Origin of the sequence: Thermonema rossianum DSM 10300, from assembly GCF_000426825.1 — a bacterium.
Lineage (GTDB): Bacteria > Bacteroidota > Bacteroidia > Cytophagales > Thermonemataceae > Thermonema > Thermonema rossianum.
Window position 1 is genome coordinate 291,330 of the sequence record NZ_AUGC01000004.1, and the last position, 21,389, is coordinate 312,718.

The window sequence follows — 21,389 nt, forward strand, 5'->3', positions numbered from 1 at the left end:
TGTTTTAGTGTAATTGATACTCCGGCGACTGCAAGACGGCATTCAACAGGTTATTTAAGCGGGCACGCGTATCGCTGCTGATGTCGGGATTGCCGCTGTTGCGGTTGTTCCAATTGAACACCCAGTTGGCAAAAGAGAGCCCGCCCAGGTGGAACACGCCGAAATAGTGAATGCGCTCCGGGGTGAACTCCGTGGCGGTGTCGGTTAAAGGCAGAAAACGATGCACCACGTGGCGCACCAAGTCGAGGGCAAGGTCCATGCCATCCACATTGGTGGGGGTGGTAGCCATGGCATCGGTGATGCCGGCGGCCGGGTCATTTGCCCACGCAAGGCTGTCGAACCAAAAGCCCCAGCCGTTGTTTTCATCCAGCAGTTTTTGAATGAAAGCATAGCGCTGTGCCAGGTTGTTGGTTGTTATCCAGTTGCGGTGATAGCCGGGTGCCTGATGGTAAGGGTCATAGCCTGCCACGTCATAGGGTTCCAGGAAATCGAGCCCCATGCGTTTCACCGCTGCCCATATGGCTTCCATTTGCATGTAATGCGCGGCAGGGTCAGCGCTCATCGGTGTGAGTTGAAAGCCCGGATAGCGCAGTGCCCGCAAGGTACCTATGCTGATTTCCAAGGGGGACTTGATAATGGCACCAAATTTATCGTCTTCAACGCCTGCCATCTCTTCAAAGAAGTGTTGACTGCTGAAAAGACGTTCCAGCACGGGGCGCAGACGGTAGCCGTTGCTCATGAGGTCTTGTGCCAATGGGGCTATGATGTTGCTTTCTATGTCGGGAGTGATTTCATGATAAACAAAATAGCGGTAAATCTTGCGGCACAGGTAGCGGGCGGCTTCTTCCTTGGCGTAGATGATATCTATGAGCTGACTGATTTCGTCGTAGGCACTGGCGGCAGTAGGCTCACCGCCGGCAGTAAGCAGTGCCGGATTGGGCACTATCTGTGGGGCAGGGTAAGTGGGGCTTGCCAAGGCACTGCTGAAGGTCTTGATGTTGTTGTCGTGTCGTATGGCAACGCCGTTGTATTCTTTGACCATGCCAATGGGTAAGCCGGTATCGGGGTCTATGTTGGAAAAAGTGTCGTCATTGGTCCATCCGGTCAGGGCTTTGGCAGCTGCGCGTATGTCGTCCTCGGTGTAATTGGTATAGTTGCCCGGGGCTATGGTGTCGCCTTTGCCTATGGTGAACAGCTCGAGCAACTCCCGGGCAAAGTTTTCATTCGGATTGCCTTTTTCATTCAGCCGCCCGTCCAAAAACACGAGCATGGCATTGTCTATGCATATTTTTTTGATGAGCTGCGTGTAGCGGTTAAAGTTGGGGTTGACGTTGTTGAAGTCATTATAAAGGTAAGTGCGGAACAACTGCAGCTGGTAATAAATGGCCCGGCTGCTGCGCACGGTTTCGTCTTTGGTGGTAAGTACCGTATGTAAGAAAAAAGTAAGGCGTTCCAAGGCGGTGTCTTCTTCATACATGCGCCCCAACCACCATAATTTTATCAGATGGCGCTGACGGTCTTCGTCTTCGTCATTTTGTGGGGGCTGATTGACCCAAGAGGTGCCGCTTTCGTCAAGCGGGGGTGGGGGTACCGCAAAATTAAACAGCTGATTGAGCGCGGCGGGGGCAGTCATGCCGGCAAAAGCATCAATTTGAGCTTGATTGGCGCCATAGGTCAGGCGACGTAACAAATGGCGTGCCCGCCGTTCGCCTAAATTTCCTGTAATAGGGTCCAAATAAGGCATAGTGAACAATCGTTTTTTTAAAAAAATACGTTATTATCGACCACATGTTTAATGAACCTCACTTAAAACATGTAAGATTATATATAGCTATGGAAATAAAAGTAACATTTCTGGGCACGGGCACTTCCCAAGGGGTCCCGGTCATTGGGTGCGATTGTGCGGTGTGTCGTTCGTTGGATTTCCGGGATAAAAGATTACGTTCGTCGGTGCACCTGCAAGTAGGCGGTCTGAGCTTGGTCATAGATACCGGACCGGATTTCAGACAACAGATGTTGCGCGCCAACGTGCGTCATCTGGATGCCGTTTTGTTTACTCACGAGCACAAAGACCATACGGCCGGCTTAGACGACGTGCGCCCTTTCAATTTCAAACAGGGAAAAGATATGCCTCTGTATGCGCGTCCTCATGTGATTGAGCAGTTGAAAAGAGAGTTTGCCTATGCTTTTGCAGAGCATAAATACCCGGGGGTGCCGCAGCTAAAAGTACACCCCATTGACCACGCCCCTTTCTTCATCGAAGGTGTAAGGATTATACCCGTTGAAGTCATGCATTATAAGCTGCCGGTATTGGGCTACCGCATTGGTAACTTCGCTTATATCACCGATGCCAACTACATAGCACCGGAAGAAAAAGAAAAACTGCGCGGTTTGGATGTGCTGGTGCTGAATGCACTGCGCCGGAAAGAACACATTTCGCATTTCACGCTGGAGGAGGCATTGGCATTGATAGAGGAGCTGCAGCCACGCCGGGCATATCTGACCCACATCAGCCACCAGTTGGGCTTGCATCGCGAGGTTGAGGCAGAATTACCCGGGCACGTGCGCTTGGCTTATGATGGTTTGTGTGTGTCAGTAGCCTATGAGCCGGAGCATGAAGAGGAAAGCCAAAGTAGTCAATAAATTGCTGAGAGCGTTCACGCCGTGGTTATTGAGCAGCCCTTGTTTTTGCCAGGTAGCACCCAGCAGTGAGTCCAGCAGGTTGCCCGCCCAGCTGACTGCTACAAGCAACAAAAGCAGCCGGTACTGTGAAATGAAGAAAGACATGTAAACAGCCATCAACAAACTGCCGCCTAAGCCGGCAAGCAGGCCGGCACGACTGATGCCGCCGTCTTCGCCCGGTATTACTCTTCGAAAGCCAAGAATAGAATAGCATTGCTTTCCGTAGAGCTGTCCGAGTTCAGACGACAGTGTGTCGCTCAAGGCAGTTGCTTGCGATACGGCCACGGCTAAAAGTCCCATTTCCGGCGAAAAATGGTTTTCGGGCAGAAGCAGCCTGAGCAGGCTTGCCACCCATACACCGGTGGTGTTGCTCAATACATTGGCTATGCTACGGGTGGCGTGTGGCTGTCGTCCGCTCTTGTGCTTGTCGTGCAGGGTGGTGGCTGCCGTGCCTGCCACAAAGAACAGCGCCATACAACCAAGTGCAACCCGGCCATTACTATAAAGCAGCATGGATGCCGTAAGCCATCCGGCTATGCTGCCGGCAATGCTTAGTTTTTTCAGCATATAAGCTGCCATGGCAGCTGCTGCCAGCAATAAGTAAATTGCCCATTCGTGCATACACTGTGCGCTTTGGTGAGTGTGGCAATATAAAACGCGAATAGGGGGAATACAACTGAAGCAGACAAAGCCGTGCGCCCTCCTTAGACTTAGAAGAGATAATAAGCGTGCTTTGATTGCGGCAGGCATTCTATACAAGCAAGAAGCCCTACCCAAAAGGGTAAGGCTCCGGTTACTGACTCTTTTAATTCTTGAAACTTGAAATTAGTCTTGGAAAGAGGGCGTTTGTTTTTGGAAGGCAGCCATCATAGCTGCTTCTATGTCTTTGGAAATCAGTTGGGCGGCATTCCACAGTGCCACATACTCCAAACCTTCGGCTACGCTGTGGTCACGGCTGTAATTCATTACTTGTTTGGTGCCACGCACAGCCAAGGGCGACTTGGCGGCAATGGTGCGGGCCATCTCCATGCCGGCTTGCAGCAGGTGTTCGGCATCTGGCTCCACGCGGTTGACCAGCTTGTGTTCATAGGCTTCTTGCGCGGTGATGTTGCGTGCAGTGAATGCCCATTCGCGGGCAATGCCTTCACCTACCAGGTGGCGCAGGCGCTGGAGAGTACCCAAGTCGGCCACAATGCCCAAATCCACCTCTTTGACCGAAAAGTAAGCTTGTGCGCTGCACAGGCGTATGTCGCAGGCTGTGATGATATCGACGCCGCCACCGATGCAGCCTCCTTGTACAAGGGCTATGACCGGCTTGCGGCAGTCTTCAATGGCTTGGATACAGCTCTGTAGTTCTTTGATGAAAGCCAGCAGGCGCTCTCGTGCCCGCCCCGGGCAGTCAATGCCATCAATTTCTTGTTTGATTTGCATGAGCAGACTCAAGTCTATGCCCGCAGAAAAATGCTTGCCTTCGGCACGTAGCAACACGCAACGCACTTCCGGCGACCGGTCGGCTTCGTGAAAGGCATCGCGCAGGGCGTGCCAGGTAGCCAAATCAAAAGCATTGGCTTTGTCGGCGCGTTGGATGATAATATGGCCGATATGGTCTTCAATAAGCAGGTTTACAGCTTTTTGCATAATTGGATGGTTTATCTGTGGGTTATTTTCTCTTTTAGTTGCAATGATAACAAGCCCGGAAAATAAAAAAACTAAGAGAATGGGGGCGATACCAAAGCGTGGCAAGCTGCTTCTTTACTCATAGCTTTTTAGTTCGTTCAGAGGCACCAGTATCACATCGGCACGGCGCATGAGGCGGTGGGCCACTGTATCGTCTTTGCTTTGGCTGCCCATGCCCTTGTAGCGGATGCGTGCAGGCTCCACTCCAAACTCTACAAAGAAGTCATAAACGGCTTTGGCGCGCTCTTCCGACAAAGCTTGGTTCTTTTCGGCTTCGCCTTCCGGCGAGGCATAGCCTTCTATCCATACGCCTACTTCAGGGTGTTTCTTGGCATAATCAATAAATTTGAGCAACTCGGCTTTAGCCCGGTTATCCAGCTGGGCTTCTCCCACCGGGAAGTAAGCCACATATTTCTTTTTCAACTCTACCTTGCCTTGGTTGCCGGAATAGTCCTCTTCAAGCGAAGCGGCATCGGTGCGTATGCGCGGCAGCGTCTTAATGGTCTCATCGCCCACCTTTAGTTCTTGCATTTGCCCTTTGGCGTCTTCATAAAAAAAGACTACTTCCACAGGCTGTTTGGCAAGCTTTTCATCGCTTACCGGCTCCATCAAAGGCGCATCTTCGTACATAATGGACAACAAATAGTTCATGGCTACGCTGTCTTCCGACGCAATGACGTCTTCCATCAGGTCGTAGAGGTCCAGTTTCTGTTCGCCAAATTCGTCGGGGTTTTGTTTTTCTTCCGGAACGTCTTCAAATACGTTGGTAATAGAGATTTGCTCGGCTACCTCCTTGTCATCTACTACTTTCTTCGAGAGGCGTATCTCTTGATATAACTCGTAAAAATATTTTTGGTTGGGCACGCTTATATTGACCAGATAGGGCAAGTAACCCTCTGCTTCAATGACCATGTCATAATCTTTCCCCGGAGGAAACACCATCAGATAGTAGCCCGTGCTGGGGTTGGGGTTGTAAACCCAAGGCAGATACTCATTCTTCTCTTTGTCTATGACTTTGATTTGTGCCTTCACCGGACGGGGCGGGTCGCCTGCCAGAATACGCCCGCGTATCATGGTCAGGGGAATCACCTGTGTGCTTTCATCCGGAATGCCTACTACATACAGGTCGCTTTGCCCGATGCCGCCCGGGCGGTTAGATGAAAAGTAGCCTTTTTTGCCGTCGGCAGACAATACAAAATAACCATCATCAAAAGGTGTGTTGACCGGATAGCCCATGTTTTGCACATTGCCCCACACATTGCCCGAACGTTCGGCACGGAAAATGTCTCTTCCGCCCAGGGTAGGATGCCCGTTGCTGGTAAAATACAAGTTGCGTTTGTCGGGGTGTATGAAGGGGGCTTCCTCATCGAAAGGGGTATTGATGTTGGGACCCAAGTTTTCAGGCTCGCTCCAGCTGCCATCCGGCTTTTTGTAGCATACGTAAATGTCTTTTCCACCGTAGCCATTGGGGCGGTCGCTGGAAAAGAAAAGCCAATTGCCGTCGGCAGTGATGCTCATGCTGCTTTCTTCATAGGGCGAGTTGATGGGCTCGGGCAGGGGAACAGGTGCGGTGAAGGCAGTGCCATCGAAGCGGCATTCATACAACTCGCCTTTGCGTTCCGGGTCATAGATGTAAAGATAAAGGTACTGCCCATCGGGGGAGAGGGCTGCCGTGCCTGCGCTGCCACTGATGCCGGGAAACGCAAGCGGCATGGACTGCTTCCAGACGTAATCTTCTTTGACGGCCATCCATACTTGCTCTTCCCATATACGCAGGCGGTTATTGAAAACCTGCCGGCTGTAAATGAGGCGGTTGTCATCGGTGGCTACCACAGGTGCCAGGTCATTCTCTTTCGAGTTGATGGGCTTGCCCGCATTTTCTATGAAGAGCTCCAGGGGTGTTTCGTAATACTTTTTTGCCAACAGCGCCCCTTGCCGTCTTTTTTCCAGCTGCTCACGCAGGCGTGCTTCCCGGGCATGAGCAATGGCTTTTTGGGCTACTTCGGCAGCCTCGTCGAAGCGCCGGTGCTTCATCAGGGCTTCGGCATAGTAGTAAGCTACAGTGGCTTCTTGTGGGTCAAGGCGGTGGGCTTGTTCAAGGTATTCAAGGGCTTTTTGTTGTTTCTCGCCTTCGTGTTGCATCAAAAAAGCCTTACCTATACGCAGCAGGAGTTGTACATCATTTTTATTGTTGCCTCTGTACTGCCGGAAGTAGCTTTTCAGCGCATCATCCGTGAGGCCTTGCGAAAGCAAGCGATCGCCTTCTTCGTATTGTGCCAATGCCTGAAAACCAAAGAAGCAAAGCAGCAGAAGGCTGAGTATAGGGGTGAGTCGGCTCATAGAATGGGTGCTTTTAAATAAAAATAAAACCGCTTTTAACAAATCTAATAAAAAAATGAAATATGCCGCTGTTATAAAAACTCTATCTCTTTGATGTCATATAAGCGGGATTGAGCCTTTTCTTTGTGCTCTACAATCAGTCTGCCGTAAGGGTCAATGCCCCGGATAACCCCCTCGAAAATGCCTTGTTTGTCGCGGTAGGGCGCCGGTTGGTGCAAGCGCCATAAACGCCGCAGATAAGACTGCACGAGCTGTTCGCTTTCGCCATTCTGCAATTGCTCGTAGCGGTTGAGCAAGCACCGGCGTAGTTGTGAGTGCAGGTCTTCCAGCCGGTAAAAGCGCCCCGTGATTTGATGCAAAGACACGGCGCGGGGCGTTTCAAAGTGTGCCTGGTTTACATTGAAACCCACACCAACCACGGCCGCCTTAATACCCTGTTGCAACACGCATTGCACCAAAATGCCACTTAGCTTGCGCTCTCGATACAGCAGGTCATTTGCCCATTTGATGGCAAGCGTTTCGGCAGGCAGATAAAGGGCTGCAAAGTCATATACTCCCAGGGCAGCCACTATGCTCAACATAAACTGGCGGGCAGGGGGCAAAAAAGAGGGGTGTAATATCAAAGAGGCCGTAATGTTTAAGCCGGGGGCAGCCTCCCAATGCGTGTTCATCTGTCCCCGCCCGGCGGTCTGACAATCGGTGTAAATGTAAGTCCCTTCTTTAGCTTCCTGCTGTTCAATGAGTCGCAGGGCTTCGCTGTTGGTAGAACGACATTCTGGCAGGTAGATGTATGACATATGGGCGTATGCAGGCTTTATGGCATTAGGTTTGTGAAATGCTTTTTTATACTTTTGTGTTTACAAAAGTAAAGAAGTATTATAAATAGGAAAGGCGCATGAGCATAAAACCTGTGGATGTAAATTCTCAAACACTCTCTCAACTCGTAGTAAAAGCACTTCAGGACAAAAAAGGCGAGGACATTGTGATTTTAGACCTCCGGGGCATTGCGCAAGCAGTAGCCGATTTTTTTGTGATTGCCACAGGCTCTTCCGACACGCACCTGCAGGCGCTGATGGATTCGGTAGAAAAAACAGTAGCACAAGAAGCCGGACAAAGCCCTTGGCACATTGAGGGGCGGGAGCGTAAATTATGGGTACTGATGGACTATGTAGATGTGGTTGTGCATCTCTTCCAACGTCAGACCCGTGAGTATTATGCCCTCGAAGAGCTATGGGCCGATGCACCCACTACTTTTGTAGAAGACTAAGCTTTTACCACGGATTTTACAACCATTTCCGTTTATAAGTGGTTTTTTAAGTAAACAATTGAAAATCGATGCAAGACAATCAAAGAAAAAACAAACCCGGTCGTCCGAATGGAGGCATGCAGTTCTGGTGGGTCATGTCCTTCATCCTTGGCATTTTACTCATTACCTATCTGTCGCAAGGACCGGCTACCGTAGAAGTAACCTATTCCAAATTTGAACAAATGCTTCGCGAGGGCGACCTCGTGGAAGTAGTGGTGATATCGAACGAAAAAGTAGTAGAGGCTACATTGAGCAAGGAAGCCATTGAAAGCGGCAAGTATGCCAAATTGCTTAAGCAACGCTCGGCTTTGTCTTATGGTGGCCCGCACATACGCTTACGCGTGGCTTCCATCGACAACTTCCTTGAGCGCTATGAGCAGTTGCAAAATGAGCTCCCCCCGGATAAGCGCATCGACTACCGCGTGGAAGAGCGTTCCGACTGGGTGAGCACGCTGCTCAACTGGCTGTTCCTCTTCCTGATGATTTTTGGCTTCTGGTTCCTGATGCGCCGCATGTCGGGTGGCGTAGGCGGCGGCGGACAAATCTTCAACATCGGGCGCTCGCGTGCCGCACTCTTCGATGCCGATAACCGCGTGAACGTTACTTTCGACGACGTGGCAGGGCTCGATGAAGCCAAAGAAGAGGTAAAAGAAATAGTAGAGTTTTTGAAAAACCCTGCCAAATTCACCCGCTTGGGCGGTAAGATACCCAAAGGCGCCTTGCTGGTAGGCCCTCCCGGCACAGGAAAAACCCTTTTGGCAAAAGCGGTTGCCGGCGAAGCAGGCGTACCTTTCTTCTCGCTGTCCGGATCTGACTTCGTAGAGATGTTCGTAGGGGTAGGGGCTGCCCGTGTGCGCGACCTGTTCAAGCAAGCAAAAGAAAAAGCACCCTGTATCATATTTATAGATGAAATTGACGCCATCGGACGCTCGCGCAGCCGTACATCCATGCCCGGTGCCAACGACGAGCGCGAAAACACACTCAACTCTTTGTTGGTAGAAATGGACGGCTTCACCACCAACTCGGGGGTAATTATTTTGGCGGCTACCAACCGTCCCGATATTTTGGACCCGGCTTTGCTGCGTCCCGGCCGCTTTGACCGTCAAATAGCCATCGACAAACCCGACATCGTGGGGCGTGAAGCCATTTTTAAAGTACACTTGCGTCCTTTGCGCCTGGCAGAAGACGTGGACCCCAAAAAGTTGGCAGCCCAAACCCCCGGTTTTGCCGGTGCTGAAATTGCCAACGTATGTAACGAGGCTGCTTTGATAGCCGCGCGCAAAAACAAAGACCGCATCGACATGCAAGACTTCCAAGACGCCATCGACCGCGTGATCGGCGGCTTGGAGAAGAAAAACAAAATTATTTCGCCCGAAGAAAAACAAATCGTGGCTTATCACGAAGCAGGGCACGCCATAGCCGGCTGGTTCCTGGAACATGCCGATCCTTTGGTGAAAGTGAGCATTGTGCCACGTGGAGTGGCTGCCTTGGGATATGCGCAGTACCTGCCCAAAGAACAATACCTCTACCAAACAGACCAACTGTTGGATGAAATGTGTATGGCTTTGGGGGGGCGTGCCGCCGAAGAAATAGTCTTTGGTAAGATATCGACCGGCGCCCTGAGCGACTTGGAGCGCGTGACCAAGATGGCTTATGGCATGGTGACCATCTACGGGATGAACCCCACCTTGGGACACATCTCTTATTACGACTCGAAGCCATCCGAAATTATGGCTACCAAGCCCTATTCGGAGGCCACGGCACAACTCATAGACCAAGAGGTGCAAAAAATAGTAAGAGAAGCTTACGAGCGGGTGAAAAACTTGCTGCAAGAGCGGAGAAAAGAACTGGAAACGGTAGCCAAGGAGTTGCTCAAGCGCGAGATATTGTTCCAGACCGACCTGGAAGAGCTGATAGGCAAGCGTCCTTTCAATAAACCGACGACTTATCAAAGCTATCTGGAACAAGGCAAGGAAAAAGAAGAGAGTGCTACGCCTGAGGCGCAACAAGATGCCCTCAACGGCAACCAAAAAGAAGATATAGCGACCACAGAGCACAGCTCTTCATCCATAGACAAAAAAGATGAATCATCTTCATAAGCGAAGCATGGCATGCGAGACAAAATCTTAGCGAAGATACGCCAAGCTTTAAAACAGCCCGCAGAGAAGTCCACACGCAAACCAGACTTCTCTGCGTCTGTTTATCATCCCAATGAAGAAAACGACTTGGCGGTGCTGTTTGCACAAAATTTGGTAAAAGCAGGGGCTAAGTTCAGCTTTTGTATCGATGAAAAAGAGTTTATCAGGGAGTTAAGCCCCTTATTGGAAAAATACTTTGCGGGGGAAGTGTGTGTGGAAGACATACACCTGCAGGAAGTATTGAAGGTGGCAGACTTGCCCTTCAGTAGTGGGCGCCGTGCCCTCATGGATGCCAAAGTGGGTATCACTACCTGCGAGGCTTTGGTGGCCCGCACCGGCAGCGTGCTGGTGTCTTCCCGGCAAGCAGGCGGGCGGGCACTCTCTGTGTTCCCCGAGGTGCACATAGTGGTGGCTTTTACCTCGCAGCTGGTGTATGATTTGAAAGATGCCTTTGCACTCATGCGCAACCGTTACAATCAGCAGCTGCCTTCCATGCTTTCTTTGATTACCGGCCCCAGTCGCACGGCCGACATAGAAAAAACCTTGGTGCTGGGGGCGCATGGTCCCATGGCTTTGTATGTCTTCTTGATTGAAAGTCCTGTATGAATACGCAACTGATGCTCGAGCCCGGGAAAAAAGCTTTTTTTGTTTCTGACTTTCATTTGGGAGCCCCTTCCTACGCCGAAAGCCGGAAACGGGAGCAGTGCATCGTGCAATGGCTCGATGAAGTAGTGGCACCCGAAGCACACTACCTTTTTTTGCTTGGCGACCTTTTCGATTTCTGGTTCGAGTATCGGCGGGCAGTGCCCAAAGGCTTTGTCCGTTTGTTGGGCAAACTGGCCGAGCTGAGTGACAGCGGCGTAGAGCTTTGGTTTTTTCCCGGCAATCACGATATGTGGGTAGATGATTATTTTCGCCTGGAATTGGGAATGCATATCCGCCGCCGCCCCCTTTCGTTGCAAATAGCCGGCAAACGTTTCTATATTGCCCATGGCGACGGCTTGGGACCCGGCGATAAAACCTACAAAAAGCTGAAAAAAATATTCGAAAGCCGTTGGGGGCGTTGGCTTTTCCGCCAAATACACCCGGACACGGGCATTGCGCTGGCTTACTATTTCTCTTCGCGTAGCCGGGCACGGCATGCAGCCGAAGACAAGCGCTTTCTGGGAGAAGATGAGTGGTTGTGGCAATATGCGCAATCCATAGAGCAGCATACACACCACGACTATTACCTTTTTGGGCACCGCCACTTGCCCCTCGACCTGCCGGTAGGCAACCAAGGAGCGCGTTATGTAAACACAGGCGAATGGTTGAGCGATTACACCTTTGCGGTTTTCGATGGCGATACTTTAAGTTTACAAACCTATGAGCCCGCGCCGGTTTTATAACTTGCTTTGGCTTTGTTGCCTGCTTGCCTGCCGGGCAGCTGCGCAAGATACCTTGGTGCGCACCGGCAAACTGCCTTTTGTTTCTTTGAGTGCATGGGGGGAAACACGCCCGGGGCAGTTGCTTCTGGTTGACGAACGGGCCAACTTATACCTGTATGACCTGCAGGGGCAGCGCTTGGATGAACAGAGCCTGCCGGTGCGTCTTGCCTTGAATGAGGTGCACAGCAGGGGAGGCGTGCAAACCTTGCTCTTTTCGCTCGATACCCAACAGTTGTTTTTTATCGACCGTTTTTTGCGCCTTACGCGCCAATTACAAATTCCTTTTACCTTTGGCAACATCACTGCTTTGGCTTGGGCACCCGACGGAAGCGTGCGCCTGTGGGATAGCCAAAGCCGCCGGCTTTTGGCATGGGATATGAGCGCCCCGGAGCCGCAAGAGCTGTATCGTGCCCAAGAAGAGTTTCCGGCGGTGACACACATGCGTTTTGTGCAAAATTATCTCTTGCTTACCGACGAAAAAACATATGTCTTATTCTTTGATTTACTTGGAAATTATATAGACAAAATTTATTTTCGTGAATCAATAGACCGCGTGCTCTTGTGGCAGGAAGGATATTGTTTGCAAGAGGGGAGTCGTTTGCGGGGGTGGCGGCTGCCCGACCGGCAGGCGGTCTTCGACGTGCGCTTCCATGAAAATGAAAAAGGCAGGATTGGAAAAATATTGTGCCTTTACCCTGCGTTCTTATCATGGAATGGAACGCACTTGCAATTTTGGCAGTTTAAAAAATAAATGTGGCAAGAAATTTGATATACTATAAAAATAGAAAAGGAGGTAAACGTCGCTTATGGGAAAATTTTCTACATATCTTTTATTGGTGATTGGCTTGGCCGGCGTAGCACAGGGGGGAGCCATTGTGCGCAAGCACATCGAGCATTTACCTCCGACTTTAACCAACATATGGGTGGAAGAAAGCCCGGAAGAAGCCATCGACATATTCAACCCTATAGACTTCGAAGTACAGGCCATCGGCAACCGCCGTTTTATCGTGCGTTTTTATAACGACACGGACGGTGTGTTTTTGCGCGTGTATGATGTGATTGGCAACTTGGTGTATCAAGAGCGCGTAACCAAAAAAGGCAATTACGTCAAAGAGTTTGACATGTCGCATGCGCGTTCCGATGTGTATATTGTCGAGGTGGGCAATACCAAATACAGCACGACGAAGCGTGTGTTTTTGAAGTAACGCGCCTATGGGGCTTTATGCTCGTTGGGTCAAACCTTTCTTTGACTACACCGCAGCTTTGGCATTGGCAATTCTGCTGATGCCCTTATTTTTTTTGCTTACGTTGTGCCTGACCGTCTATTGGCGGGGCAACCCTTTCTTTTGCCAATTGCGGATAGGCAGGAATGAGCGCCCTTTTTATCTTCTCAAATTCAAAACCATGCGCCCCGCACGAGCGGGTGAAGACCCCCACGATGAAAACAGGGCAACGGCCGTAGGGCGCCTTTTGCGTGACAGCGGCTTGGATGAGCTGCCGCAGCTGTGGAATATTTTGCGGGGCGACATGTCTTTTGTAGGACCACGTCCCCTGTTGCCCGAGTATTTGCCTCGTTACAGCCCCGCCGAAAGGCAGCGCCATGCTGTCAAGCCCGGCATTACGGGCTGGGCGCAAATACAAGGCGGCAAAGCCCTGGCTTGGAATGAAAAGATGCACTACGACATAGAGTATGTGCAGCGCCAAAGCTTCTGCTTCGATTTGTATATTTTATGGCGGACGCCCTTCTTTGTGTTGCGCCAATGGATGAACCGTCATGAGCACATATGAAATTTATTTGTCGCCTCCGTTCCCTGCCCCCAATACCAAGCGCTATGTGCAAGAAGCCATAGACAGCGGATGGATGGCGCCTGCCGGTCCTTTTCTTAACCGCTTTGAGGCACTCTTGCGTGCTTATCACGGCGTGGCAGCAGTGGCGCTCAACACCGGCACGGCTGCCTTACATTTGGCGTTGAAGGCGGCAGGGGTGCGCGCCGGTGATGTGGTTATTCTGCCTGCTTTCACTTTCGTGGCCACCTACAATGCTGTTCGCTATTTGGGGGCAGAGCCCGTATTGGTCGATAGCGACGCCACCCATTGGCATATGAGCGTGCAGGCTACCGAGCGGGCTATCGTAAGCTTAAAAAAGCAGGGCCGGCGCATAGGGGCACTGTTGCCGGTACACCTTTATGGCGCCATGGCGCCGGTAGATGCTTTGTGCAACCTGGCACAAGCCTATGGGGTGCCGCTGGTAGAAGACGCCGCCGAAGCTTTGGGCGTAAGATGGGGACAACAGCCGGCGGGCACTTTCGGTGTCACGGCAGCCCTTTCTTTCAACGGCAATAAAATCATTACTACTTCGGGCGGCGGCGCTTTTTTGTCGGCAGATGAAGAAGTGGCAAAAAAAGTGCTTTATTGGGCTACACAGGCCAAACAGGCAACAAACGGCGACTGGTGCCACGAAGAAGTGGGCTACAATTACCGTATGAGCAACCTGTTGGCAGCGGTGGGGTGTGCCCAAATGGAGTATTTGCCGCATTTTATTGAACGCAAGCGCGAAATTGCCGGGCATTACCGCCGTCTGTTGAAGGAAAGCGAGCAAAAAGAGCATATTGTCTGGCAGCCGGTGTTGCCCCAAGTGCAGCCTACTTATTGGCTCAACTGCCTGCTGTTTGCCAAGCCCGCCATGCGGGAAGCAGCCATGCGTCGTCTCCGGGAAGCGGGGGTGGAGTGCCGTCGCCTCTGGAATCCCTTACACCGGCAGCCCCTTGCCCGTCAATGTCTGTTTTTTACAGAAGATGACACCGCCACCCGCCTCTATGCCCATGGCTTGTGCCTGCCTTCGGGGCATGCCTTGACCGAAGCCCAACAAGCGCGCATAGCAGAGCTGATTCAACAAGCTTTATAGCTGCTGCCTGCTTTTGCTCATTGAATGAACTTCTTTTCTTGCGTATCTTGGCAGCAAAAAGCACATGAATATTTCAACTTATCCGGCTTCAGAGCTGATAGTCAATCCCGATGGAAGCATTTATCACTTGGGGCTGCGCCCTGAGCAACTGGCCGATACCGTGATTGTGGTAGGCGACCCCGAGCGGGTGCCCATGATTTCCCGCCACTTTGAAAAAATAGAGTACCGCTTACACAAGCGCGAATTTGTGACACATACAGGCAGCTACCGGGGCGTTCGCATGACCGTGATTTCTTCGGGCATGGGCACCGACAATGTCGAGATTCTGATGACTGAACTGGATGCCCTGGCAAATATAGATTTGGAGAAACGGCTGCCTAAGTCAAACCCGCAGCGCCTGCGCATTGTGCGTGTGGGTACTTCGGGAAGCATACAAGCCGGGGTGCCGGTGGGCAGTTTGCTGGCATCGGCAGTGGGCGTGGGTATCGATACGCTCATGTGTTTTTACGACTACGACACCCCAAAAGAACAACAGCTAAAAGCAGCCATGCAGCAGTTGCAGCAACACTTGGCACTGCCTTTTGAGCCTTATGCCGCTCCTGCTTCGCCCGCTTTACTTGAACTTTTTTCCGGTTTGACACAGGGCGTTACGCTTACCTGTCCCGGTTTTTATGCGCCCCAAGGGCGGGAACTGCGTGCGCCGGCGCGCTTGAAAAACTGGGTGCAGCGCCTGCAATCTTTTGAATATGAAGGCTTGCGCCTGACCAACCTCGAAATGGAAACAGCCGGCTATTATGCCATGGCGCAACTGTTGGGGCACGACATGATTTCACTCAATGCCATCTTAGCAGACCGTACAAACGGCATATTCGCAGAAAAGCCCAAAGAAGTGGTGGAGGAGCTGATTGTTTATACGCTCGACAAGCTGGCGAGCTAAATTTTGCCCGGCAGCGGCAAGGCTGAAAGCCTTTTTGTTGAGGGCAATTTCCTGCCTGCCGGTACTCTGTTTATCGAGACAACTCAAAAAAGAAAAGCGGCTGTCCTTTACGGAACAGCCGCTTGATATTTTTGGCAGAGAGGGGAGTTAGAAGGTGTAGCGAACCCCTACCTGCATACGCCACAGCGAGCTGAAGCTCGAAGTGCCGTATTTGTCAAATTCTAAACGCACTTTGGTTACATTGCCTTGGTCGTCGTATTCCACGGGTACGGCGCGGCTTTGGTTGAAGCGGTAGCGCACGTTGCCGGTGGTGGTGTTATACGAATCGGCAAGCAACACATTGCCACGCCCGAAGCGTATTTGTCCCCATGCCGGGTTCAACAGATTGAATACGTTGAAGATGTCAAGCGTCAGCTGCAGGCGGTGGTTGATGCCCCATGCCTCGGTGTTCAGGTTTTGGGTGATGCGCACATCCAAGCTGTGGTTCCACGGGGCATCGGCGCTGTTGCGCTCGGCAAACTGACCACGACGGTTCTTCAATGAAGGTTCATTTTCTATGAACGCATTGAATGCTTCCCATTGCTCGGCTGCGGTGACCGTATAGCTTACTTCCTGCCCGTTGGCATCGGTAACGGTGGTGGTGTAGTCGGTAAATTCTATTTCGTTGGCATTGCGCGGTATGTAAATCAGCTCGTTGCCAATGACACCGTCGGCGTTGATGTCTTGCAAGCCGCCGTTGCCTACGGTGAAAGAGTAGGGGCGTCCCGATTGTGCCGAATAGAACAGGGCGATTTGGGTAGAGGCATGCTTGCTGTAGTTGAAGGTATAGCCGCCGGCAGCAATCAAGCGGTGTTTCAGGTTGTAGTCGCTAAAGCCCAAGGTGGGGTTGTTGGGGTCGCCCGAAATGGGGGTGTTGGAGAAGTTCGATTGCGCACGCGAAGCGCCCCCACTGGCGATGGTTTTGGCAATAGAGTAGGTATAAGCCACGTTGGCGAAGTAGTTCTTGCCGTTTTTCTGCAGCTGACCGGTGAGGCTGTACTGATAGCCGCCATCGGTGTTTTCGAGCGAATACACGCCGGTGAATTGATTGGGCGCCACCAATACGGGACCTTGTCCGGGGATGCCGTAAACCGGACGCCCTTCATTGTTGAGTACGCCTTGCTTGCCTGCCAAGTTCAGATTGCGCACATACAGGTCGTTCAGCGTTTTGGAGTAGATGAATTCGGCCGTAGCCACAATGCCATAAGGCAGCTCTTGGTCAACGGCGGCATTGAAGCGTGCCACTTGCGGCAGGCGCAAATCGGGGTTGCTGATGTTGATGAGTGAAGTGCCTTGGGTGCCGCCGGCATTGGGTGGCAAATAGTTGGGGTCGGAAATGATGGCATCGCGTTCTTGCGGGCTCAAGCCTTCGAAGATGGCGTTCAAGTCGGCTTGTGCCAGCTGTATGGCACCGAAAGTAACGCCTGTGTTGCTGTATTGGTTCGACAACCACACAAACGGCGGACGCCCGGTGAATATACCCACACCACCGCGCACTTGGGTTTTGCCTTTGCCGGCTACGTCCCAGTTCACGCCGAAGCGCGGTGACCACAACACCCTTGTTTTGGGTTTTTCGTTATTGGGGAATCCGAATACTTCCTCAAAGGTGGGGTTGTAGTCTATGTCGTTGACCATGAAAGGAATGTCGGCACGCAAGCCCAGCGTCAGGCGCAGGTTGGCAGTGGGTTCATAGGTGTCTTGAATGTAAATAGCCGGGTTGATAGCCCCCCACTTGGCGCCTTGTTTGGGGTCGCCGGTACGCGAGTATTCTTTTACATAGCCGGTAGGGATGCCCGACTCGAGGCTGTAGTCGGGAGCCTGCGGGTCGGTGGGGGCAAATACGCTGTTGAAGCTCCACTCGCCGGTAAATGAAGGAATGAACTTGTTATCAAAGAAATAAATCTCTGTTTTGGTACCGGCAAGGAAGGTGTGCTTGCCACGCACATAGGTGAAATTGTCGGTGATTTCAATGAGGTCTTGCTTGAGGCTGTTCAAGCCGGCGAATCGGTCGGTGCCTATGATGACCGTGCCGATGCTGCTGTTGGGTACACGCAATTGGGGGAACGGACGTGCTTTGTTGTCGCGTACGTCGTAAATGTTGTTGTATCCTACGCGGAACTCATTGCTCATGCGGTTGTTGAAGCGGCTTTGCAATTCCAATACGGTGGTGTTGGTGTAGTTGGTGATGTCATAGCCCGAATTGGGGAAAGAGAAGTTGCTGCTGCTGCGGAAAATCTCTTGCGAATAGGCATGGATGAAGTTATGGCGCAGCGTCAGGCGGTGTTTTTTGTTGAGAATATAATCGAAGCGGATAAACGCTTTGTTGTTGTTTTGAATGTTGTCGTAAGGCTGGGCAGGGTCGCCGGGGTCATAACCAAACTTATTGATTACCAACTGGCGCAGCTGGTTCAGCTCGTCGGTGAGTTGCTGCAATTGGGTGGGGTCATTATTTACGTAGCTGCCCAAGTCGTAGCTGTAGGGCTGGGTGCGGCGTCCTATCTCGCCGTTTACGAAGAAAAACAGTTTGTTTTTGATGACCGGACCACCTACACGGAAGCCCATTTGGTTGTAGGTAAACTTGGTAACATCTACTTCATTGTCGCCTACTTTGCGTCCTACCATGTCACTGTTTTGCCCGTAGAAATAGGCAGAGCCTTCCACTTTGTTGCTGCCGCTGCGGGTGATGGCATTCACGCCGCCCCCTACGAAATTGCCTTGGCGTACGTCGAAAGGTGCAATCAACACCTGAATTTCTTGGATGGCATCCAGGCTGATGGGTTGTGAGCCGGTGCGCCCGCCGGGCGTGCCTTGGGCGTTCAAACCAAAGACGTCGTTGTTTACCGCACCGTCAATCATCACGTTGTTGTATCGGTTGTTTTGCCCGGCAAACGAAAGCCCGCCGTTGTCTTGGGGTGCAAACTGGGGCGTCAGACGCACAAAGTCCTGCAAACCACGCGAAAGCGTAGGCATGTTCTCCACCTGCTCGCGGGTGATGTTGGTAGAAGCGCCGGTGCGGGAAGCATCGAATACCAGATCGCGTTCGGCAGTGATTTCCACGGCTTCCAGCTGCATGTCTTCGGGCACCAGCTTAATGTTCACCTTCAGGTCTTGCCCCAGCTTCAAATAAATATCTTCGAGGCGTTGTGTCCGGTAGCCGATAAAACTTACCTCCACGCGGTAGGGACCCCCTGCCGGCAGGTTTACCAAGCGAAAGGCACCGTTTTCTTCGGTGACGGCTCCGTATTCGGCGCCGGTGGGCAGGTGCACGGCTAACACCATGGCGCCCGGAAGTGGTTGTTGTTGGTCATCGACCACCACCCCGCTCATCGAAGCAGTGGTTACCTGTGCTTGTGCTGCAATGCCTGCCAGAAGCAAGAGGCACAGCGTGCATAAGTAAGTAAACGTTACTTTCATAAGTATTTGATTTTTAGTTATGGCAATTGAACGAATCTACCAAATAGCTTGCAAAGCTACAATATACTTGCCGTAATGCCAAGCTGCTTTGTATTAAAAAACTGTTAAAGAAACGCTTAACACAAAGATAATATGGGCAATCGTTTCCCTTTTGCGGGAATGTCCTTATATTTGTAGCCCTTTTCTGATGGTTTTATTACATGCGCATTACTTTATGAAGCATTTTTATCGTTCTTTATTTCTTGTCATCGCAGCTTGCTTGTGGGCAGGCATCGTTTCTGTGGCACAACCTGCCAACTACTATAGTACGGCAGAAGGAAAAACGGGCTACGATTTGAAAACCGCCCTGCACAACATCATTAAAAACCACAACGTACAGAGCTACGGCTCGTTGTGGGGCCACTTTCAAAGCACCGACAAAAAGCCCAATGGCAAAGTGTGGGATATGTACTCCGACGTACCCGGCGGCACGCCTGCCTATGAATACAGCTTCGGCGGCAGCAACCAATGCGGCAATTATTCCAATGAAGGCGACTGCTACAACCGCGAGCACTCTTTCCCCAAAAGCTGGTTCAGCGAAGCCTCACCCATGTACTCCGACCTCTTTCATCTGTACCCCACCGATGGCTATGTGAATGGTATGCGATGGAATTACCCCTTTGGTGAAGTAGCCAATCCGGAAAAAGTATCCACCAATGGCTCTAAACGTGGTCCGTGCAGCTATCCCGGCTATTCGGGCACTGTGTTCGAACCCATCGATGAATACAAAGGCGACTTTGCCCGCACCTATTTTTATATGGCTACCCGCTATCAAGATGTTATAGCCTCATGGGAGCATTACTCAAGTGAAGGCGATGCCGTTTTGGATGGTTCTTCCGACAAAGTATTTGAAGACTGGGTATTGAACCTGCTGTACAGCTGGCATGTGCAAGACCCCGTTTCGCAGAAAGAAATAGACCGCAACAATGCCGTGTATGCCATACAAGGCAACCGCAACCCCTACATAGACCACCCCGAATGGGTGTCAGCCGTATGGGGGCTTACCCAGCCCACGCGTGTGTATTGGGCAGAAGCGGCAGCCATTGCCTACGAAGGGAGCGGCACGCCGGCTACCTACACCGTGGATGTCTTGCTCAACAACGACCTGGCAAACAGCTGCAGCGTGGACATTCAGACCGCAGGCACCGCCACCCTTGGCATCGATTATACCCTCAGCACCACACAACTCACTTTCTCGGGCAACCAAACAAGCCAAACGCTGACCATTACCCTGCTTGACGATGCCATTACCGAAGGCGATGAGACCATCGTCTTGACCCTGACCAACCCTACCAATGGACTGAACCTGAGCCAGCCGGCTACCTTCACCCTTACGCTCAAAGACGTGACGGCACGCCCCGCGCTTCAGTTTGCCAAAACCGCCGACAGCTTTAAGGAAGGTTTTGACTATCCTTTGCTGCTAAGCCTGAGCCGCCCCTTACCGAGCCCCGTTCCGTTACGCTTAGCATTGAGGGCAGTGCTGTTTATGGCGAAGACTACGAAACGCTGCCCGCTGCCGATGGCAACAGCTTGACGCTGACCCTGCCCGCAGGGGTGCAGACCTATAGCCTTACCGTGCGGCTGAAAAAAGACAACCTGCCCGACGACGGCGAAACTGTCACTTTCCGCCTGGCGCAGCTGCCCGCTGCCTTGCAGGCCGGCACGCAGACCGCTTCGACGCTTACCATTATTGAAAACAGCGAATACATTACAGGAACCACTACCGGGGCTGCCGGGGTGCGCTTTTATCCCAACCCGGCCGGGCGCTACCTTTATGTAGAAGGGCTGCCCGAAGGCGCAGACCTGCAGCTGATCGATGCCCGCGGGCAGATAGTCGAAAGCTGGCAGCATCATGGCAGCCGCCCGCATGCCCTGAACCGTGCCAAAGGCTTGTATTTTATACGCTATATGCACGAGAGCCGCTTCTATACACAAAAAATCTTTGTTGAGTAATTCACCAAAAAAATGTTCTTATGAAACGACAACTTTTACACTCACTTTGGCTACTGCTCCTTGCCCTGCTGTGGGGAGGGCAAAGCCATGCGCAAAACTTTACCGAGAGTTTTGATAACTGCTCTGCCTTGAACACCTTCACGGTGTATGATGTATTGGGTGCACAGACGTGGCAGTGTACCCCCTTTGGACAAACCGGGGATGCTGCTCAGATGAGTGGTTTCTCGGGAGGCCCCCAAGACAATGAAGACTGGCTGATTTCACCTGCTTTGACTACCGCTAATACATCTACACTTTCATTTGCTTACAGAACGAAGTTTCCCGGACCCGATTTAGTAGTGAAGGTATCTACAAATTATAGTGGAGGGGATCCTTCGTTGGCGACCTGGACAGACTTGGTAACGCTTACATCTGACGAATCTGATACTTGGAAAACCCAAACACCCATTGACATAAGCGCCTACGCCGGCAGCAACACAGTTATTGCCTTTGTATATACCTCTTCTACTTCGGGAGGCTCAGCTCGCTGGAC

19 protein-coding genes are annotated in these 21,389 nt (G+C 51.7%); 13 read left to right on the plus strand and 6 right to left on the minus strand.

The window, feature by feature from the left end; all coding sequences use genetic code 11:
• Positions 1–4: 4 nt before the first annotated feature.
• Entirely contained in the window at positions 5–1,744 is a 1,740-nt protein-coding gene (locus K384_RS03540; protein ID WP_038029395.1) for a DUF1800 domain-containing protein, read from the minus strand.
• Positions 1,745–1,839: 95 nt separating this feature from the next.
• On the opposite strand from K384_RS03540, the gene K384_RS03545 reads away from it, so the two are divergent.
• On the plus strand, positions 1,840–2,643 hold the full coding sequence (locus K384_RS03545; protein ID WP_051633094.1) for an MBL fold metallo-hydrolase: 804 nt from the start codon (positions 1,840–1,842) through the stop codon (positions 2,641–2,643).
• Here the strand turns inward: K384_RS03545 and K384_RS13255 are convergent.
• From K384_RS13255 to K384_RS03565, 4 genes are all read right to left on the minus strand, one after another.
• Positions 2,593–3,303: a DUF92 domain-containing protein gene (locus K384_RS13255; protein ID WP_051633088.1), complete on the minus strand. Its 711-nt coding sequence runs from the start codon at positions 3,301–3,303 to the stop codon at positions 2,593–2,595. The two genes, K384_RS03545 and K384_RS13255, sit on opposite strands and share 51 nt — an antisense overlap.
• Positions 3,304–3,507: 204 nt before the next feature.
• Positions 3,508–4,320, minus strand: coding sequence for a crotonase/enoyl-CoA hydratase family protein (locus K384_RS03555; RefSeq protein ID WP_038029397.1), 813 nt, complete (start codon positions 4,318–4,320; stop codon positions 3,508–3,510).
• A 114-nt stretch (positions 4,321–4,434) separates the two neighbouring features.
• The gene (locus K384_RS03560) at positions 4,435–6,699 is read right to left on the minus strand and encodes an OmpA family protein (RefSeq protein WP_038029399.1); all 2,265 of its coding nucleotides are present in this window, start codon (positions 6,697–6,699) and stop codon (positions 4,435–4,437) included.
• A 71-nt stretch (positions 6,700–6,770) separates the two neighbouring features.
• Positions 6,771–7,496 carry a biotin--[acetyl-CoA-carboxylase] ligase gene (locus K384_RS03565; protein WP_051633089.1) on the minus strand — a complete coding sequence of 242 codons (726 nt, stop codon included), beginning with the start codon at positions 7,494–7,496 and terminating at the stop codon, positions 6,771–6,773.
• A 98-nt stretch (positions 7,497–7,594) separates the two neighbouring features.
• Here K384_RS03565 and rsfS point away from each other — a divergent pair, with 98 nt between their 5' ends.
• From rsfS to K384_RS03610, 9 genes are all read left to right on the plus strand, one after another.
• Positions 7,595–7,966 (plus strand): ribosome silencing factor, encoded by a 372-nt coding sequence (gene rsfS / locus K384_RS03570; RefSeq protein ID WP_051633090.1) that lies wholly within the window; start codon positions 7,595–7,597, stop codon positions 7,964–7,966.
• Positions 7,967–8,034: 68 nt separating this feature from the next.
• Positions 8,035–10,104, plus strand: a complete 2,070-nt coding sequence (ftsH, locus tag K384_RS03575; RefSeq protein WP_038029403.1) for an ATP-dependent zinc metalloprotease FtsH — start codon at positions 8,035–8,037, stop codon at positions 10,102–10,104.
• Positions 10,105–10,116: 12 nt separating this feature from the next.
• Entirely contained in the window at positions 10,117–10,749 is a 633-nt protein-coding gene (locus K384_RS03580) for a LutC/YkgG family protein (RefSeq protein WP_038029406.1), read from the plus strand.
• Complete coding sequence (locus tag K384_RS03585; protein ID WP_051633091.1) at positions 10,746–11,531, plus strand: UDP-2,3-diacylglucosamine diphosphatase; 786 nt, start codon at positions 10,746–10,748, stop codon at positions 11,529–11,531. Before K384_RS03580 ends, K384_RS03585 begins: the two co-directional genes overlap by 4 nt.
• Positions 11,509–12,321, plus strand: coding sequence for a hypothetical protein (locus tag K384_RS03590; RefSeq protein WP_038029408.1), 813 nt, complete (start codon positions 11,509–11,511; stop codon positions 12,319–12,321). Before K384_RS03585 ends, K384_RS03590 begins: the two co-directional genes overlap by 23 nt.
• Before the next feature lie 55 nt (positions 12,322–12,376).
• Positions 12,377–12,775: a T9SS type A sorting domain-containing protein gene (locus tag K384_RS03595; RefSeq protein ID WP_038029410.1), complete on the plus strand. Its 399-nt coding sequence runs from the start codon at positions 12,377–12,379 to the stop codon at positions 12,773–12,775.
• Positions 12,776–12,782: 7 nt separating this feature from the next.
• The gene (locus K384_RS03600; RefSeq protein ID WP_038029412.1) at positions 12,783–13,358 is read left to right on the plus strand and encodes a sugar transferase; all 576 of its coding nucleotides are present in this window, start codon (positions 12,783–12,785) and stop codon (positions 13,356–13,358) included.
• Positions 13,345–14,475, plus strand: a complete 1,131-nt coding sequence (locus K384_RS03605; protein ID WP_038029414.1) for an aminotransferase class I/II-fold pyridoxal phosphate-dependent enzyme — start codon at positions 13,345–13,347, stop codon at positions 14,473–14,475. The genes K384_RS03600 and K384_RS03605 overlap by 14 nt, the downstream gene beginning before the upstream one ends.
• Positions 14,476–14,539: 64 nt before the next feature.
• A complete protein-coding gene (locus tag K384_RS03610; protein WP_038029415.1) occupies positions 14,540–15,412 on the plus strand; it encodes a nucleoside phosphorylase in 873 nt (290 codons plus the stop codon).
• Between the two features lie 147 nt (positions 15,413–15,559).
• Here the strand turns inward: K384_RS03610 and K384_RS03615 are convergent, their stop codons facing one another.
• A complete protein-coding gene (locus K384_RS03615) occupies positions 15,560–18,865 on the minus strand; it encodes a TonB-dependent receptor (protein ID WP_038029417.1) in 3,306 nt (1,101 codons plus the stop codon).
• A gap of 214 nt (positions 18,866–19,079) precedes the next feature.
• On the opposite strand from K384_RS03615, the gene K384_RS13805 reads away from it, so the two are divergent.
• The 3 genes from K384_RS13805 to K384_RS03630 all read left to right on the plus strand — a co-directional run.
• Positions 19,080–20,438 (plus strand): endonuclease, encoded by a 1,359-nt coding sequence (locus K384_RS13805; protein ID WP_051633092.1) that lies wholly within the window; start codon positions 19,080–19,082, stop codon positions 20,436–20,438.
• Positions 20,435–20,857, plus strand: coding sequence for a T9SS type A sorting domain-containing protein (locus tag K384_RS03625; RefSeq protein WP_038029418.1), 423 nt, complete (start codon positions 20,435–20,437; stop codon positions 20,855–20,857). Before K384_RS13805 ends, K384_RS03625 begins: the two co-directional genes overlap by 4 nt.
• Before the next feature lie 20 nt (positions 20,858–20,877).
• Positions 20,878–21,389, plus strand: a 512-nt coding sequence (locus tag K384_RS03630) for a choice-of-anchor J domain-containing protein (RefSeq protein WP_038029419.1), incomplete at its 3' end; no start/stop codon positions are given.